The following is a 17407-nucleotide window of genomic DNA, read 5'->3' on the forward strand; positions in this document are numbered from 1 at the left end:
CTATGAAACAACCAGGAAAAGTAGGACGGTTGTTGCGCCAGCTGTGGCAATGGTGGCGTCGCCCGAGTCGGATGGCGCTGGGAACGTTGCTTATTATCGGCTTCGCGGGCGGTATTTTCTTTCTGGCAACATCCCAGAAAGGCATGGAAATGAGCAACAGCGAGGCGTTCTGCATCAGCTGTCATGAAATGCGCAATACCGTTTATCAGGAATATATGGAAACCGCGCACTACAGCAACCGCAGCGGCGTGCGCGCCACCTGCCCGGATTGTCACGTTCCGCATGAATTTGTGCCGAAAATGGTGCGTAAGATTCAGGCCAGTAAAGAGCTGTACGGCAAAATAATGGGCACGATTGATACGCCACAAAAATTTGAAGCTCATCGGCTGACAATGGCGCAAAGCGAATGGCGGCGCATGAAAAATAACAATTCTCAGGAATGCCGCAACTGCCACAACGTTGACTACATGGACTTCTCAGGGCAAAAAACTGTCGCGGCGGAGAAACACAGCGAAGCGATAAAGCTCGGTCAAACCTGTATCGACTGCCACAAAGGCATCGCCCACAAACTGCCAGACATGCACGGCGTCAAAAGCGGGCTATAACCCGCCCCCTTCTGTAACACTCGGGACGGCATATGCCGTCCTCGACACAAGCGGAAGTATCCGTCCCTCTCAAATATTTTTGTAATTACAGCGAAGGTTTCGTGCGCAGTAAGTAATGTGATTTTCTGCAACTCGCGTCGCATGCGCCCGACGCGGGTGTGGCTAAGGCCGCTCTCAGCACAGCCGGAAAAAGCCGCCCCAAAATAACAATGTACTCAGTTCAGTCTTTTGGTTTTATGGGGTTGGCTCGCGTAAAAAATCGCGCAGAGGTGTACATGACCGCCGGATGAGTGGCATGGACGCCGCGAAAGCCTGCGCCGCGTCTGGAGCGCGTCGCAGGCGGTCCGAACAGCGGGCGTGAACACCGAAGGCACCGCGAAGCGGCGCGATTTACCGCGAAAAGCCAGGGGTCGCGGGGCGACGGCAATTGAGCCGCCCCGCGTCGGGCGCGTGCAACGCGAGTTGCAGAGAATTACCCTGTTTATTGCGCACGAAACCTTCACCGTAAAAACAGAAACAAGAAACAACAGAAACAACATAAGGGCGATATATCGCCCTTCTGCTATTGATGATGAAGATAAAAAGAGGACTTACTTGCCGGTGGTTGCCTGCACCGACAGCGATGCTTTCGCCTGTCCGACGCTGCGCTCGATAACCGCACGGCGTGTGTCGTTTTGCGGTAACAGTTTCAGCATCATTTGCCAGGCATCAATCGCATCCTGATAGCGCTGGGCTTCATAGGCATTGAAGGCCAGCAGACTCAGCACGCGCACATTGGTCGAGCCGGAATTCATCAGTTCACGCAGCATCTCGCCACCGCGCTGGCTATCACGCGGGTCGGTGGAGCGCGACAGCAGGTCGGCATAGTCCAGCGCCAGATCCGTGTTTTTCGGATCGAGCTGGAACGCCTTGGCAAACGCCTGTACGGACATGTCGTAGTTATTCAGCAAGCCCGCAATGCGCCCCAGCATCCACCAGTCTTGTGGATTGTCCGACTGCGTCTCCAACTGGCTACGTAATCCCAGACCGAGGCGCGCGACCTCTTCAATGGTCAGCGGTTCGGCGTCAGGATCCAGCGCTCGCTTCATCAGATCCGGCGTTAATGCCACAACCTGCTGCAATTCCTGCACGCGATTAACCGCCGAGGTTTTCCAAAACACGCCAAGGCTGACGATGACCAGCAGCAGCACGCCCAGCAGCAAAACCCAGCGGTTTAGCGGGCGCTGTTGTGTCTTCGCACCGCCAGGAATATCCTGCAATAGCGTATGCTGGAGTTCTTCAACCAGTTGAGCACGCTCCTGCTCATTGGCAGCATCTCTATTAAGTTCACGCAGACGGTCACGATACAGCGCCTGATTGATCGCATCGCGATCGTATTCGCCCCGTGACGACCACGGTGCAAGCAGCAACGCAGAAAGCACAATCAGCGATAGCACAATGACGGTTGTCAGTAACATCATTCCGATTTCTCCTCACGCCCTAACAGCGTCTGCAAGCGCTTTTTATCCTGTTCGCTCATAGGTTCTTTAACGCTTCTGATGCGGCGTGTACGCCGAATAATCATCCACGCTCCTGCGGCCAGAAACAGAGCAGGCAGCAGCCATAATAGAATGGTAAACGGCGTGATCGGCGGTTCATACGTCACAAAATAACCGTAACGATCCACCATATAATCGACAACCTGCTCTTTCGTTTGCCCCTGCTGCATCAACTCGTACACTTTCTGCCGCATATCCGACGCAATCATCGAATTGGAATCGGCAATACTGTTGTTCTGGCATTTCGGGCAGCGCAGTTGCATGGTTAATTCACGAAACTGCTGCTCCTGCGTGTCGTTGTCAAAACGCAAGACTTCGGATGACGCCAGCACGCTGAACGACAGCAGCAGTGCACCAAGGAAACTCAGCACTCTCATGCGCCGCCCTCCTTGCTGTATTTTTCCCACAGCGGTTGCAGCGTTTCCTGCCATACCTGCAGGTTGAGATCGCCCGCATGGCGATAGCGAATGATGCCTTTCCCGTCGATCAGGAAGGTTTCCGGCGCACCGTACACGCCCAGATCCAGCCCCAGCATGCCGTCGCCATCAAATAAGCTCATTGCATAGGGGTTGCCCAGCGTCTTCAGCCATTCAACCGCTTTGGGGCGTTCATCTTTATAATTCATGCCCACGACGCGAATTCCCTGCGCCGCCAGCGTGTTGAGGAACTGGTGCTCCGCGCGGCACGTCGGGCACCAGGTCGCCCAGACGTTCAGCAGCAGCGGTTTGCCATCGCTCAGCTCAGATTGGCTATAAACCTTTCCCGGCTGATCCAGCGATTCCAGCCGAAACGCGGGAATCGGTTTACCGATCAGAGCCGACTCCAGCCGCATCGGATCGTCACCGTCGCTGTTGCGCACCAGTTGCCACAGCAAAGCCACGGCCAGCAGTAAAAACAGGACGAGCGGGATTAACAAGATTTTGCGACTCATGATGCTGTCTCCCGAACGGCGCGACGCAGGCGATAGCGCGGGTCAAACATGCACAGGATGCCGCCTAACGCCATCAGCCCCCCGCCGTACCAAATCCAGCGGATAAACGGTTTGTAATACAGCCGTACCGCCCAGCTACCGTCATCCAGCTTTTCACCCAAGGCCGCATAGAGATCGCGCGTCACACCCGCATCAATGGCAGCTTCCGTCATGATCGCCCCGCCGGTGGTGTAGAAGCGTTTTTCCGCTTTCAGCGTCGCTTCCGGTTTGCCGTTGCGCGTCACCTCAATCGTCCCTTTCGCGCTTTGCCAGTTAGGCCCCACGACATCACGCACGCCTTGAAACGTAAAACGGTAATCGTGGATTTGTATGCTGTCGCCCGCCCGCATCCGTACATCCCGCTCAACGCTATAATTCTGACTGAAGGCGATGCCCACCACCGTCACCGCCAGCCCAATATGACCGCACACCATGCCCCACTGGCTCAGTGAGAGCGTGGTCAAACCGCGCAGCAGACCATGACGACGGGTGGAGCTGGTATGCAGCTCGTACACCGTTAAGAAGAACACCCACAGCGCCATCGACAGGCCAACTACCGTCATGGCAACAATGGAATCCTGTAACAGCCACGGCAGCAGCAGCGACAGCGCGGCGGTCACGGCCAGCGCGATCAGCAGCAGCTTACGCAGCTTTTGCGGTTCATCGCGCCGCCAGCGAACCAGCGGCCCCACGCCCAGCAGCAAGGCAAACGGTGCCATTAACAGGGTGAACATGGTGTTGAAGAACGGTGCGCCAATCGAGATACTGCCTAAGCCCAGCTGTTTATGCACCAGCGGCAGCAGCGTTCCCAGCAGCACCACGAGCGTCGCCGCCATCAGGATCAGATTATTGCCGAGCAGGAAAGTCTCACGCGACCAGAGCGAGTTCGTGACCCGCGCCCGGACCCGGTTGCCTTTGATGGCGAACAGCAGCAACGAACCACCGATAACAATGACCAGAAACGCGAGAATAAACATGCCGCGCGCCGGATCGGAGGCAAACGCGTGCACCGATACCAATACGCCGGAACGCACCAGAAACGTCCCCAGCAGGCAAAGCGAGAACGCGCCGATAGCCAGCAGTACTGTCCAGGCCTTGAAGCTGCCGCGCTTTTCGGTAACCGACAGCGAGTGCAGTAACGCCGTGCCCACCAGCCATGGCATCAATGACGCATTCTCCACCGGATCCCAGAACCACCAGCCGCCCCAGCCGAGCTCGTAATACGCCCAGCCCGAACCAAGTACGATACCCAACGTCAGGAATGACCACGCCGCCTGCGTCCACGGTCGGGACCAGCGGGCCCACGCGCTGTCCAGCCGTTCCGCCAGCAGCGAAGCGACCGCAAACGCAAACGCCACGGAGAACCCGACATAGCCCATGTAGAGCAATGGCGGGTGGAAGATTAACCCGACATCCTGCAACAGCGGATTGAGATCACGCCCGTCAATCGGGTAGTCCGGCAGCGTACGCGTAAAGGGATTCGACGTCAGAATGATGAACAGCAGGAAGCCGACATTAATCATCCCCATGACGGCCAGCACGCGGGCGACCGCATCCAGCGACATCCCGCGGCTGAACACTGCCACCGCAAAGGTCCAGCCGCTCATCAACAGCACCCAGAGCAGCAGCGATCCTTCATGCGCACCCCACGCCGCCGCCACGCGATACCATACCGGCAGCGCGCGGTTCGAGTTGTTGGCTACGTAAAGGACGGTGAAATCATTGATCACCAGCGCATACACCAACACGAGGAAGGAAGCCAAAATGCATGCAAACAGCGCCCAGGCAAGCGGACGCGCCAGCGCCATCAGACGCGTATCCTGACGCGACGCGCCCCACAGCGGATACACGCTGAGCAACAGCGCGACGCCCAGCGCCAGACAGAGCAGATAATTGCCTACTTCAGGCATCATAACCGTTTGCCCTCTGTGCCCGCCGCCGGTGAGTGACCGTGCTGCCCTTCCATCGCCGCTTTGATCTCCGGTGGCGTGTAGTTTTCGTCATGTCGGGCAAGCACTTCTTTCGCCATGATGTGATCATCGGTATCCAGAATGCCCTGCGCCACCACCCCTTGCCCCTCGCGGAACAGATCCGGCAGCATTCCGTTATAGGTCACCTCCACGGAGCCCTGCGCATCATAAACGGTGAAGCGAACTTCCAGACTTTGGCTGTCGCGGCGCACGCTGCCCGGCATCACCATGCCGCCGACGCGCAAACGCTGCCCGATCGCCGGCTTTTCCTGCGTTTCGTTCTTGCCGTAAAGAATTTCGCTGGGCGTATAAAAGAGATCGATATTTGAGCTCAGCGCATAGAGCGTCAGCGCTACCGTCAACACCGCGCCGCAGACGACGGCCAGAATGGCATAGAGGCGAGTTTTACGCGGGGCACTCATTGCGCCACCTCCATCGTTTCCGACTGGCGAGCCGTATTCTTGCGCTGCTCACGCGCCTGCTGGCGACGAATATCACTCAGCAATGCGCGACGATTCAAGAAGGTATGACCGACCAACGCACTCAGCGGTAACAGCGTTAGCACCACGGCCAGCCAGACGTAAAAGGCATAACCGCCCATCGCAAAGAAATCCTGCCAACTCGTGAAAGCGATGTTCATCGGGCTATTCCTCCTTTATTAAGCAGCGCAGCCACCCAGGGGGCGCGGCGCTGCTGTACCAGTATCAAGTTACGCAACCGCATAAGTGACAACGTCACGAATAAGCTCATAAATCCTAACATCATGATTCGCAGCGGGAGACGCATGGCGGGATCGATCGTTTTCTGCATTTTTGTCGATGCTTGATGCAGGGTATTCCACCACTCGACCGAGAAATGGATGATGGGTAAATTCACCACACCCACCAGCACCAGAATCGCCGCCGCACGACCGGCAAGACGGCGATCGTCAAACGCGTTGTAGAGCGCGATGATGCCCACATACAGAAACAGCAGAACGAGTTCCGACGTCAGACGCGCATCCCAGACCCACCAGGTTCCCCACATCGGTTTGCCCCAAGTGGCGCCCGTCGTTAACGCAATAAAGGTAAACACCGCGCCGACCGGTGCCATTGCCGCCACGGCAAGCTCCGCCGTTTTTGACTGCCGAATTATCCCGATCAGCGCACATACCGCCATCACGGCATAGACGCCCATCGACCACACGGCCGCTGGCACGTGCAGGTACATGATGCGATACCCTTGCCCTTGCTGATAATCCGCAGGCGCAAATCCAAATCCCAGCAGGCAACCGCCGATCAACAGCGCCGCACTAAGCAGGGCAAACCAGGGGATAAGCCTGCCGCAAAGACCATAGAGGCGATCCGGCTGCGTAAGCTGATAGTTCTTTTTCAACATAACGTGTGCTCACTCTGCGTAAAACTCATCCCAACGGGACGATGAAGGCGATCCTGAGATCGGAAAATTACTGTATGCTCACCCGCAACGCCGCTGCCGTAGCAAACGGGCTCAGGGTGGCGCTGCCCGCCAGAAAAGCACCAAGGATCGCCAGATACCCGCCCACCGGCAGTTGCATCATGGCGGCCTCGACCGCCGCCGTCGCAAAAATCAACAGCGGTATGGTGAGCGGCAAAACCAGCAGGCTTAACAACACGCCGCTGCGGCGCAGCCCGACCGTTAATCCCGCGCCAATGGCTCCCAGAAAACTGAGCGTTGGCGTGCAGAGCAACAGCGTGAGCGCCATCACCCGCCAGCCGTGGCTGTCCAGCCCAAACAACAGCGCCGCCAGCGGCGAAAGCAGTAACAGCGGCAGCCCGCTGACCATCCAGTGCACCACCACTTTCGCCAGCACCACTAACGGCAGCGGTAACGGCAGCAGCGTCAGCTGTTCCAGTGAACCGTCCTGATAGTCATCGCGGAAAAGACGATCCATCCCCAGCAGCGAAGCGAGCAACGCCGCCACCCACACCACGCCGGGGGCCACGCGCATCAATAGCTGCGGCTCTGGCCCAATAGCCAGAGGGAACAAAATGATGACGATCAGGAAGAACCACAGCGGATTGAGAATTTCCGCGTTATTGCGCAACGCGACGCGCAGTTCTCGGGCAATCAGACGCTGCATGATGGGGTTCCCTCACCTGGAGTCAGCGAGATACAGCGAATGCGCTGAGCGAACGGACGCAGCGGCTGATGGGTGGTTAAAATGATGATGCCGCCGCGCGCAGTATGATGTTCCATACGCTGCGTCAGCATGTCGACGCCCGCCACATCAAGCGCGGTCAGCGGCTCATCCAGAATCCACAGCGGGACGTCGGTAAGCCACAAACGCGCCAGCGCGACGCGACGCTGTTGCCCTGCCGAAAGACGCGCCACGGGCACGTCTTCATAACCTGCCAGCCCGACCGCGGCCAGCGCCTGCCAAAGTGCATCCTGCTGCTGGTGCGGATAGAAAAAACGCAGGTTCTCTTCACCGGTCAGGGTGCTCTTGATGCCCGGCTGATGGCCTAGCCACAGAAGCTGCTGATTAAACTGCTCGCGCATACGGTTGATGCGTTGCCCTTGCCAGCAGATTTCCCCTGATTCTGGCGTCGCCAGACCGCTTAACATGCGCAACAGCGACGTTTTGCCCACCCCGTTGGCACCGGCAATCTGCACCATTTCTCCCGCGCTGGCCGTAAACGACAACGCGCTGAACAGCACATGCTCATCGCGTATGCAAACCACATCGCGCGCTTCTAACATCGGGGTGTACTCCTACTTTCTTAGTGGCTATAGAATAACATGGTGCCCTTACTCCCCCTCTCGGGGACCCTAACCATAAAGAGTTAATCTGTTTTATTGAGATCAATAAAACCGGTGATTCCGGTTATTCTCGTCATCATGACGGTGCAAAAAGCCGTGTTTGTCCCTCTGATTCAAGGGGTATCGCGCGCTATTTCTGGCTGTTCTTTAGCAGCGTTGCCGTGTTGATCGCTTCGATCAACTGAACGCGATTAACCCGCGGGCTGTACGTATCCAGCAAGCGCTGCCAAATCGTAATCGCGCGCGCATAGTCCGCTTTCAGGAACGCATCAGACGCCAGCAGCATCAGCGCCGTCACTTCATTGGCATCCAGCGCCAGCGCTTTATCGACCATCTCTTGCATAGGCGGCGTGACGACCTGACCCGCCTGGTAATACAGCACCGTTGCCAGCGCCGAATACAGCTCAGCACTGTCGCCCTTCAGCGCAATCGCCTGCCGATAAGCGCGCAGCGCGTTGTCGTAGGCGTTACGGTAAAGATAATATTCACCCAGCTCAGCCCAGAGGACGCTGTTGCCCGGCGTTTTACGAATGTTGTCCTGCAAGGCAACAAGCTGTTTTTCCTGCTGCTGTGCGGCGCTAAAATCATGTAGCGGATCGGCAAGCCGCTGGCGTTCCGTCTGAACCAGCGCTGCCCGCGGGCTGAGCATGTAGAACGTCGCACTGCCCAACAGGATAGCGACGATCGCGACCACAACGGCGATGACAGACATCGGGCGCGGTGCAGAAGAAGAGGATGACGTTAACGGCAGGTCGTGAGACAGTTCGCGCCCCAGCATCCTGGCTTCATGTTCAGAAAGGTGCTTCCCTGCCTGCTCGCACTGGAAATGCCAGATGCGCTCAGCTAAATGCGGTAGCTTGTCATCCCCCTCTGGCTTGCGCAGGGGCAACAGCGGCCATAACAGTCCGGTAGCCAGAACGACAATCGCGATGGCGACAAACACCATGCTTAATACGTTCAGGTCCAACAGGTTCACGCTTAACAGGCTCATAGGCGTGCCCCTCGGTTCTGCCGCCGCATCACCCGCCACGCGATAACCGCAATCGCTAGTAGCAAAAGCAGCGGCGTGAGCCAGAGGATGCCGGTTTGCATTTTCATCGGTGGGTTGTACTGAACAAAATCGCCATAACGCTGATTCATAAATGCCATAATGTCTGACTTGTTCTTGCCCTGCTCCACCATGGAAAAGACCTCATGGCGCATGCTAACCGCCACAGGCGAATTCGACTCCAGCAGGCTCTGGTTCTGGCATTGCGGACAGCGTAACTCACCGGCAATCGCCATCGCTTCCTGCCGCTGTGCCTGACTGGAGAACGCCCAGGTATCGACCACCTGAGCCTGCACAGAAAAAGCCAGCAACATGAAAAGGAGCGCCAGGTATTTAGTCATAGGCCCGTCTCCCCCTGAACCATCCCAGCAGTGCGCCCGCGACCATCAGTAAACCGCCGCCCCACACCCAGCGAACACCGGTTTGCACATAGAAACGCATCGCATAGCGGTTCTCGCCCGTTTTCTCTCCCATCACGGCATACCATTCTCTGATCGGCCCCCAGGCAATGCCCGGCTCAACCATCTGCTGTTTGCGTGCGTTGTAGTAACGACGTTCCGGCATGACCTGAACGATCGGTGAATCGCCGCGATAAATCGCAATCACGGCCTGCTCTGCGGTGTAATTCTGTGCCGCCACTAACTCCAGTTGTAAAAACCGGAAATGGTAGTCGCCCAGCGTGACTTGTTCTCCCTGACCGACATTGGCGCTGATTTCCTGCTTGCTGCCCGCAGAGAACACAATCCCTAGGGCAAATAGCGCCACGCCCGTATGCGCCAACAAGGCAGGAAGCTGCTGGCGTATCGCCGAGAGCGGTTGTAACCACTGCGCAGCCATAGCCCAACCGATCAGACCCGCAGCCAGTGCAACGGCGTACCCATACGGCCACAAGACCAGAGCGGTAATAATGCCGACAGCCAGCGTCATGACTAGACGCCGGACGGGCCATCGCGTGCTACGTTTCCAGTAGCCTCCCGCCGCTCCCCCAATGAGCAGCAGCATCAGGCCACCGAAGGGCAAAAGCACGCGGTTAAAATAAGGCGCGCCGACGGAGATTTTCCCCCAGCCCGCCAGCCCATAAATCATCGGGTAAAGCGTGCCGAGCAGTACCACCAGTGCGACAGCGCTGAATAACAGCAGCACCAGCAGTATCGCCATTTCCCGTGACCATCCGGAGAAGCGGGCAGCGGAGCGGACAAGCTGAGCACGCCAGCCATAAACCGCCAGCACCGCCATACTCAAGCAGGCAAATAGGATAAAGAGAGGCACTGCGCGGTCATGTTCGAGGGCGAAGGCATGGACGGAAACCAGTATCCCTGAGCGCACAATCAGCGTGCCCAGCAGGCATAAAATGAACGTCAGCAGCGCCAATATCAGCGACCAATGGCGGAAGATGCCGCGCATGCGGGTGACAGACAGGCTGTGCAGTAATGCGCTGGCTGTAAGCCACGGGAGCAGCGAGGCGTTCTCTACCGGATCCCAGAACCACCATCCTCCCCAGCCCAGCTCGTTATAAGCCCACCACGATCCGAGGATGATTCCCAGCGTTAGCAGACTCCAGGCGGGCAGCGTCCAGCGCCAGCAAATCCAGGCGGCTGGTGCCGTAAACGCACCGTGAATCAGGGCGGCTAGCGCCAGCGCAGCACTCACGGTTAACCCGCCATAGCCCAGATAGAGCAACGGCGGATGAAGGATAAGGCCAATATGTTGCAGCATCGGGTTGAGATCCCTACCCGCCACCGCTGGCGGAAAGAGACGCACAAAAGGATCGGAAAAGAACAGAATGAACACCAGCATCGCGGTCGAAATCACGGCCAGCATCGCCAGCGTCAGCGGAAACAGATCGCTCGTCGCCTTGCGATAGCGGCAGGCAAACGCGGCACTCCAGCCGGTTAAACATAATAGCCACAGCAGCAGCGAGCCTTCATGCCCGCCCCAGACCGCCGCAATTTTTAGCCCCAGCGGTAAATCACGATGGCTATGCTGGGCGACGTAGTTAACGGAGAAATCATCCTGCACCACGCTCAGCGTCAGCGCGATAAACGCGAACAGCACGAGACCAAACAGGACTAACGTCCAGCACCGCGCCAGCCGGTAAGTGCCCGACCAGCGCAGGGAGTAGCCTGAAAATGTCAGCAACGCCGTCGCCACACCGACGCAAACCGCCAGCGACAGCGCAACATACCCAAATTCTGGCAATAACAACATCAACAGGCCTCTTGCTGGGAATTAGACAACGGTTAACTGCCCCGCATAGAGGATAAAGAAACGCAGCAGCAAAACGCCCACCAGACTCAGGCCGCACACCGCCAGCACGCCATAAGGTGAATGCTGTCGGCTAGCCCATGATTTGAGTAGCAAGGGAATGACTAACCCAATCCCTACCACGCCCAGCCAGAACCACACGGCCCAGAATCCCCCGCCCACGGCGGCCACCAGCGCCCGCTGCTTCCCATCGTCCCCTAACGCGAGGCCGATAAAGAACGCGAACAATAAGAAGATCTCTAACCACACGACCGGCGTTTCGACACGATGGATAAAGTGCGCTTCTTCACTATGCGGATTGCGGCGATAGCGGCAGGCCATGGCGATCAGCGCCACGGCTGCACCGGAGGACACCCCCGAAAACAGGAATAAAGCCGGTAAGACTGGGTTATTCAGCAGCGGATAGGTTTTCAGCGCGGAGAGTAAAAATCCGGTGTAAGCCCCTAACATCACCGCCAGCAGCAACATCACGATATCCAGTGATTTCTGCAGCGGTGCCAGCCAGCCGAGCACTTTGGGAACGAGGGTCAGCTTCGGTAGCCAGCGTTGTTGCAGCACGATAACCTGCTCGCTGAAAATGTTGACCAGCCAGACCGCCAGCGCCGCCATATAGACCTGAAACAGCATGACCCCAACCGACATCACCGAGGTAAAGCTATAATGGAACATCAGTTTCCAGAACGTCCAGGGGCGCGTCAGGTGGAAAACCAGAATCAGCAATCCAAAGATGATGGTGCACGGTGCAAGAATCAGCGTGGTGCGCATGAGCGTACTGTCGGCGGTTGCCTGCTCGGGGTGGTAGCGCCGCAGCAGGGCCGCCAGCGTCACCAGCCCCGCAGAAATGCCCACCAAAAACAGGTAAATCGCAATCGGCCAGTCCCAGACTAACGAATCAAAATGGAATGCGCTTGAAGACACGGGCGTCATTGATGAACCTCCCCGTATTTAAACGGTACGCGATAAACCTTAGGACGGGTGCCGAGCGCGATTTTGTAGCGATACGTCGGCTGTTGACGAAGCAGGCGGGAAATCTCACTGTCAGGATCGTCAAGGTTGCCGAACGTCAGCGCCTTCGTCGGACAAGACAACACACAGGCGGGCAATTTTCCGGCCTTAAGGTTGGTCTTGCGGCAAAAATCACACTTATCCGCCGTTTTCGTCTTCGGATGAATAAAGCGCACCCGATAAGGACAGGCGGCAATGCAGTATTGGCACCCTACGCACAGATCGGGATTCACATCTACAATGCCGCTTGCCGCATCGCGATACGACGCGCCGGTAGGACACACATCAACACAAGGGGCATGATCACAGTGCTGACAAGAGTGACGGAAAAAGCGATATTTCACGTCTGGGAAGGTCCCGATTGGTTCGCTGCGAACAATCGTCAGGCGCGAGACCCCCTCCGGCACCTGATTGACTTCCCGGCAGGCATCCATACACGCTGTACAGCCGATACAGAGCGATTCATCATGGATCATGCCGTAGCGGACGCCGTTGATATTCAGCGTCTGTGCGACGACCTGCCCCGCCGTACTGGTGATGGCAATCAGCCCCCCCATACGGGCAAGAAATTGGCGACGAGAGCAACTCATGGCTGCCTCTTATTACCCAGATGAACTGAGGCTGGGTTGAAGTCTGGGTTATTACGCTGATCGCTATGGCAATCCACACACAGTTTGATGCGCCCCTTGTCGTTCAGTGTCTGCATACTATCCTGCGTGGGGTGCAGTTGATGGCAGCTGGCACAGGCCACTTTCGCGACGTGCACATCATGTGGCCAAAATGATTTCTGCAGCTGTTCCGGCGTATGGCATGACATACAGACGCTGTTTTGCTCTTCCACCTTGTACATCGGAAAGTTAAAGCGCATGACATCTCTAACGCCTTCGCGGTGCATCGGCGATGGCTTGCCGTGACAGTTGGTGCAAGTCAGCTGTTTTTGATTATGCGGGTTGACGGCGGAGGCATGCTTGCCTTGCATGCCATCCTCTTCCGGTTTATGGCACTGTAGACAAGCCTCATCGGGATTGCGCTGCGGCATGACCTCCCAGCGCTCTCCTTTTTCCGCCTGAGGTGCGGGCTGCGTCAGCCCTGGCAATGCCCAAAGCATGCCTGATACCAGCACCCCGGCAGTCAATAACGAACGTAATACGCTCATATCCACTCCACTTTATGATCGCCCGCGTCCACGGGCGATGAGGGGTTATTAGTTCAGTCGTCCCGCTTTACGCGCTTGCTCATCCCACTGCGGCACTACCGTGTTCAGGAAATCCTGTTTTTCGGCTTTGATTTGCTGCATGTTGAGCCCAATCGCCTGCTGCGCTTTCTCCTTCGTCGAGATATCTGGCAGCTTGATTTCTCCTGTTATCCCTTTCTGGGCCAGCAGGCGCACCAGCTTGGTTCTTGCCTCGGCGGATTTACTCAGCGAGGTGCCAAGCATCCGTAAGCCTTCATCCGGCGCATGCATGTGGATACCGTGAGAGGCAACCGCCAGATCCCAGCGCCATTGCGCATGGCGGATATCCATTAGAATCGGCTGCATTTCTGCTTCGGTTGCCCCAGCATCCCAGGCTGCTTTCGCCTCAAAGTGCGCGTGAACCAGTTGCGCTTCTGCTTTCAGTTTTAAGTCCTGAATGGCCGTTTTGCGTTCAGCAACAACCGCCTGCATCGCCGCTTTATCCTGCGTGTGGCAATTGGTACAAGTTTCGCCGTAATTGTCGAAAGGGTTACCTATCTTGTGATTGGTATACAATTTGCCGTCCGCGTTTTTCACCTTCGGCATATGGCAGTCGATACAAGTCACGTTGTTTTTACCGTGAATACCGATGCTCCAGGTTTCATATTCTGGATGTTGAGCTTTCAGCATCGGTGTACGGGAAAGGGAGTTGGTCCAATCGGAGAAGGAAATGGCATCATAGTACTTTTCCATGTCTTCGACTTTGGTGCCGTTATCCCATGGAAACTTCACCGCTTTGTCTTTACCGGAAAAATAATACTCAACGTGGCATTGTCCACAGACCATAGATTGCTGACCGAATCGACTGGTTTGATCGAACGGCTTGCCAATCACTTCCATCGCACGCTCTGCGTAAGGGCGCGACAGCGTTAGCGCTGGTTTGCCCTGAGCGAAATCTGGGGATGCGGTATCATGGCAGTCCGCGCAGCCGAGATCGTTAGTAATCTCCGGCCCGCCTCGTGCCCACTTACCTTTGAAATAACCATCCTCTCCTTCCTGCTGAATCAAGCGGGCAACATCCGGGCTTTTACAGCTCCAACATGCCATCGGCAAAGGCCCATCTTCTGCCGTTTTCGGTGCACCAGTACGCAGCGTTTCACGCACATCGGTTAACGCATAAGCGTGACCACGCGGCTTGTTATAGTCTCGGGAAAAAGGGTAACCCGCCCAGAGGACTACCATCATGGGATCTTCTGCCAGCGCATCGTGACGCTCGGACTGTTCACTGGTCGCTTTCCACGAGTTGAACTGATCGGGGTGTTGAGCGGTAAAGACTGAATTTCTTGCCTCTATCGGGGCGGGAGGCGGTGATGCCGGAGCATCAGCGGAATAGGCTGGCATCATTAGAAAGAGACTGGCTACCATGCCCCACAGATAGGAGACTGACATGCTTATCCTGACCATGCGTTTGTGTCCACATTAAGCCGCCTACCGGCGGTCATTTTCGTTATCTATTTGACAGAAACCACAACAACTGTCGTGACATTACTCACCCTATGAATAACAAAAAGATGCATTCAAAATATTGTTTTTGATCAAAGGTAAAGAAAAGTAATGAATCGTATCGAAAATTTCTTGATCCCCCTTCCACTTTCATACTCAGGTTTAAGGAAAATATCAGAATGATATTCATTTACAGAGTAAGTACTCTGCAACAATAAATATAATTAGGGTGGTAATGAATTTTATTCAAATAATTATGGTTCAATGTATTCGATGTATCAGATTTTCATATTCCTCTTGTTTACCGTTCACCTTTACAACAGGAAGGTCAGCTAATCAAAAGAAAACAACATCTAATTTATTGATAAATAATCATAAATAATAATGATTATTATGTTAATCATTATCAGTAATTTGGTATGTGCATTTATAATAACCTTCTAAATCAAAACAATTTAACAACCTCTCATCAAAACTGATATACTTCCACAACAAAAAATAAATAAGGAGACATACTCGTCATACTTCAAGTTGCTTGTGCGTTTGTTGTACTTATTCACCCCAGTCACTTATCTAATTAAGTTCCTTGGGATTCATGCAGTTGCCGCGTTACAAGGCCCATAAATGAGCTTTGCTCTAAAGGGGCATTTCGTGAATGACATTGAAAATACCGATTATAGTCCTAACCGATGATTGAGATTGACTACCATGAATGAATTAATGAGTTCAACCGCTGAAAATAAATCGACTCTATTTTTAAAAAAATATATATCCCCACCCTATCATTTGTTTTTCAGCGAAATAAATGAGTATGGTGGTGCCATCAGGTCATCAAATGGGTATTGGATTTGCTTACGTTATTTTCATACTTTTGGTCGGTCAATAAATTGTCATACTACTCTTATCTCTCCAGAAAGTTATCATATGCATTTTACTATTTTTTGGGAAAAAGAAAATTGGTATATTCGCGATTCAAGCAAACAGGGGACATGGCTTAATAAAAAAAGACTGATAAAAGAAAAACCCTACCCCATAAAGAAAACAGACGTCATCACGTTATCATTAAATGCTGAAGAGCAATTCGTGATGACTAACGATCTTCCGCCTTGTGATATACTCATAAGCCTTGCCCCTCATATCTCCCCTATCTATTTAAAAAAGCCGGTAACCCCCCTCTCCGAACACTGTTTCTTTCTCTATGATAAGAATGGCTGGAGCGTCAACACCTCAGAGAACAACCAAGAAAAAACCCATGAAATTCATGATGGTGAAATTATCGAACTATTAAGTAATCATTATTATCTGCAATACGCACAAGAGAAATATGCTCAGGAGAGACATGTCACGTCACGTTCCATTGATGAACTCACCTTTTGCTTTTATGTATCAGAAGATGAAGAGGATACTCAACTCAAGATTACCGATAATGAACAATCGATAACCTTAAAAGGAGAGCGTCTTCAGAACCAACTTTACCTTTTACTTTATCTGGCGAGGAAGTCGATAGCCGATAATTTACAGGGCTATGCTCAATCTCACTGTGGATGGTGCGATTTAAATTCCTTATCTAAAGCACTGGGCATAAAGCCTAACAACACGCGAATCCGCATACATAGATTACGCCACCGCTTATGTGATGCAGTAAATTTCAGCGGCATTGACGCTTGTCAGATATTACAAATAAAAGATGCTTCCGTGCGTATTGTTTCATCAAAAATAACCATTATCAAAGGTGGAAAAATAGAGTAATGCCGTAAGCGCATCGTTACATCATAGATGCAACTGAGATTTCCATCTGTTCTATTCAGCGTGTCTATCTTTATCGTGCTGAAATGAAAAAGTAAAAACTAATAGCATGTAGTGATGACAATATTATGAACAATCTTTCTCTTTCCTTAATCATAAATAAGTTAGCAAAGAAATTATTATTTCAAAAAATTATTACATTGATGGGGGAAATAAAAAATTACGCCAATATAACGAAGTGATTTTTTAATTTAGCATGTTTGAAAGATGTTATTTCAATAAGAAACAAGGAGTTAATTATTACGACATCATTTTGTGTAATCACGTGTAATAGCGATATGAAATATTGCTACTAAGATGAGCATGCGCTGTTCATATGTGAAATAGCAGTATAAATATTCCACGTTATCCAGTGTAAAACAAAAAAACCACTTACTGCCCGTCGCCAAACAATGACAGTAAGTGGTTTGTGTTACTCACAAAACGCATGAGGAACAAATCAATGTTTACTTATTTTCCGCCAGTTTGTCCAGCTAACACTGCGAATAATCAGGCAGGCCAAGATCAAACATTTCTCAGTCTCCCTGGTTGTGTCCATACTGGACAAACGGCCTGTTGTGGTAATAATTCAGCTCAAGCACAGACATTTGTCAGCCTTCCCGGCTGTGTTGCACCAACAACATTCGTCAGCTTACCAGGCTGCGTCCCCACATTTGTGAGCCTCCCAGGCTGTGTACATACTGGGCAAGCAGCTAACAGCACAAATGATGCTTCTCAAGCACAAACCTACTTCCCATCCATC

General features: G+C 53.8%; 19 protein-coding genes. 3 read left to right on the plus strand and 16 right to left on the minus strand.

Going from position 1 to position 17407, the window contains the following annotated elements:
* Positions 1-2: 2 nt before the first annotated feature.
* Positions 3-605 carry a cytochrome c-type protein NapC gene (napC, locus tag H0248_RS01980; protein WP_180784468.1) on the plus strand — a complete coding sequence of 201 codons (603 nt, stop codon included), beginning with the start codon at positions 3-5 and terminating at the stop codon, positions 603-605.
* A 590-nt stretch (positions 606-1195) separates the two neighbouring features.
* On the opposite strand, the gene ccmI is transcribed toward napC, so the two are convergent.
* The 16 genes from ccmI to nrfA form a co-directional block, all read right to left on the minus strand.
* Entirely contained in the window at positions 1196-2065 is an 870-nt protein-coding gene (gene ccmI, locus H0248_RS01985) for a c-type cytochrome biogenesis protein CcmI (RefSeq protein WP_180784469.1), read from the minus strand.
* Complete coding sequence (locus H0248_RS01990) at positions 2062-2520, minus strand: cytochrome c-type biogenesis protein (protein ID WP_180784470.1); 459 nt, start codon at positions 2518-2520, stop codon at positions 2062-2064. Before H0248_RS01990 ends, ccmI begins: the two co-directional genes overlap by 4 nt.
* Positions 2517-3074, minus strand: a complete 558-nt coding sequence (locus H0248_RS01995; protein WP_039515867.1) for a DsbE family thiol:disulfide interchange protein — start codon at positions 3072-3074, stop codon at positions 2517-2519. Before H0248_RS01995 ends, H0248_RS01990 begins: the two co-directional genes overlap by 4 nt.
* Positions 3071-5026, minus strand: a complete 1956-nt coding sequence (locus tag H0248_RS02000; protein WP_180784471.1) for a heme lyase CcmF/NrfE family subunit — start codon at positions 5024-5026, stop codon at positions 3071-3073. Before H0248_RS02000 ends, H0248_RS01995 begins: the two co-directional genes overlap by 4 nt.
* Positions 5023-5505: a cytochrome c maturation protein CcmE gene (gene ccmE / locus H0248_RS02005; RefSeq protein ID WP_180784472.1), complete on the minus strand. Its 483-nt coding sequence runs from the start codon at positions 5503-5505 to the stop codon at positions 5023-5025. Before ccmE ends, H0248_RS02000 begins: the two co-directional genes overlap by 4 nt.
* Positions 5502-5723: a heme exporter protein CcmD gene (gene ccmD, locus H0248_RS02010; protein ID WP_039519962.1), complete on the minus strand. Its 222-nt coding sequence runs from the start codon at positions 5721-5723 to the stop codon at positions 5502-5504. Before ccmD ends, ccmE begins: the two co-directional genes overlap by 4 nt.
* Positions 5720-6460, minus strand: coding sequence for a heme ABC transporter permease (locus H0248_RS02015; protein WP_180784473.1), 741 nt, complete (start codon positions 6458-6460; stop codon positions 5720-5722). The genes ccmD and H0248_RS02015 overlap by 4 nt, the downstream gene beginning before the upstream one ends.
* A gap of 67 nt (positions 6461-6527) precedes the next feature.
* The gene (gene ccmB / locus H0248_RS02020) at positions 6528-7184 is read right to left on the minus strand and encodes a heme exporter protein CcmB (RefSeq protein WP_014915774.1); all 657 of its coding nucleotides are present in this window, start codon (positions 7182-7184) and stop codon (positions 6528-6530) included.
* Entirely contained in the window at positions 7172-7804 is a 633-nt protein-coding gene (ccmA, locus tag H0248_RS02025; protein ID WP_180784474.1) for a cytochrome c biogenesis heme-transporting ATPase CcmA, read from the minus strand. Before ccmA ends, ccmB begins: the two co-directional genes overlap by 13 nt.
* 190 nt (positions 7805-7994) lie before the next feature.
* Positions 7995-8855, minus strand: a complete 861-nt coding sequence (gene nrfG, locus H0248_RS02030; RefSeq protein ID WP_180784475.1) for a heme lyase NrfEFG subunit NrfG — start codon at positions 8853-8855, stop codon at positions 7995-7997.
* Positions 8852-9253 (minus strand): heme lyase NrfEFG subunit NrfF, encoded by a 402-nt coding sequence (nrfF, locus tag H0248_RS02035; protein ID WP_180784476.1) that lies wholly within the window; start codon positions 9251-9253, stop codon positions 8852-8854. The genes nrfG and nrfF overlap by 4 nt, the downstream gene beginning before the upstream one ends.
* On the minus strand, positions 9246-11120 hold the full coding sequence (locus H0248_RS02040; protein ID WP_180784477.1) for a heme lyase CcmF/NrfE family subunit: 1875 nt from the start codon (positions 11118-11120) through the stop codon (positions 9246-9248). The genes nrfF and H0248_RS02040 overlap by 8 nt, the downstream gene beginning before the upstream one ends.
* A 21-nt stretch (positions 11121-11141) precedes the next feature.
* Entirely contained in the window at positions 11142-12104 is a 963-nt protein-coding gene (gene nrfD, locus H0248_RS02045; protein WP_180784478.1) for a cytochrome c nitrite reductase subunit NrfD, read from the minus strand.
* Positions 12101-12772 carry a cytochrome c nitrite reductase Fe-S protein gene (gene nrfC, locus H0248_RS02050; protein WP_180784479.1) on the minus strand — a complete coding sequence of 224 codons (672 nt, stop codon included), beginning with the start codon at positions 12770-12772 and terminating at the stop codon, positions 12101-12103. The genes nrfD and nrfC overlap by 4 nt, the downstream gene beginning before the upstream one ends.
* The gene (gene nrfB / locus H0248_RS02055) at positions 12769-13338 is read right to left on the minus strand and encodes a cytochrome c nitrite reductase pentaheme subunit (RefSeq protein WP_180784480.1); all 570 of its coding nucleotides are present in this window, start codon (positions 13336-13338) and stop codon (positions 12769-12771) included. The genes nrfC and nrfB overlap by 4 nt, the downstream gene beginning before the upstream one ends.
* Positions 13339-13386: 48 nt before the next feature.
* Positions 13387-14805, minus strand: a complete 1419-nt coding sequence (gene nrfA, locus H0248_RS02060) for an ammonia-forming nitrite reductase cytochrome c552 subunit (protein WP_374705251.1) — start codon at positions 14803-14805, stop codon at positions 13387-13389.
* A gap of 762 nt (positions 14806-15567) precedes the next feature.
* Here nrfA and H0248_RS02065 point away from each other — a divergent pair.
* Both H0248_RS02065 and H0248_RS21875 read left to right on the plus strand, forming a co-directional pair.
* The gene (locus H0248_RS02065; protein ID WP_180784482.1) at positions 15568-16608 is read left to right on the plus strand and encodes an FHA domain-containing protein; all 1041 of its coding nucleotides are present in this window, start codon (positions 15568-15570) and stop codon (positions 16606-16608) included.
* Positions 16609-17107: 499 nt separating this feature from the next.
* The coding region (locus tag H0248_RS21875; protein ID WP_219608918.1) for a hypothetical protein at positions 17108-17407 on the plus strand (300 nt) is incomplete at its 3' end.

This window comes from Pectobacterium brasiliense (assembly GCF_013449685.1).
GTDB lineage: Bacteria > Pseudomonadota > Gammaproteobacteria > Enterobacterales > Enterobacteriaceae > Pectobacterium > Pectobacterium brasiliense_A.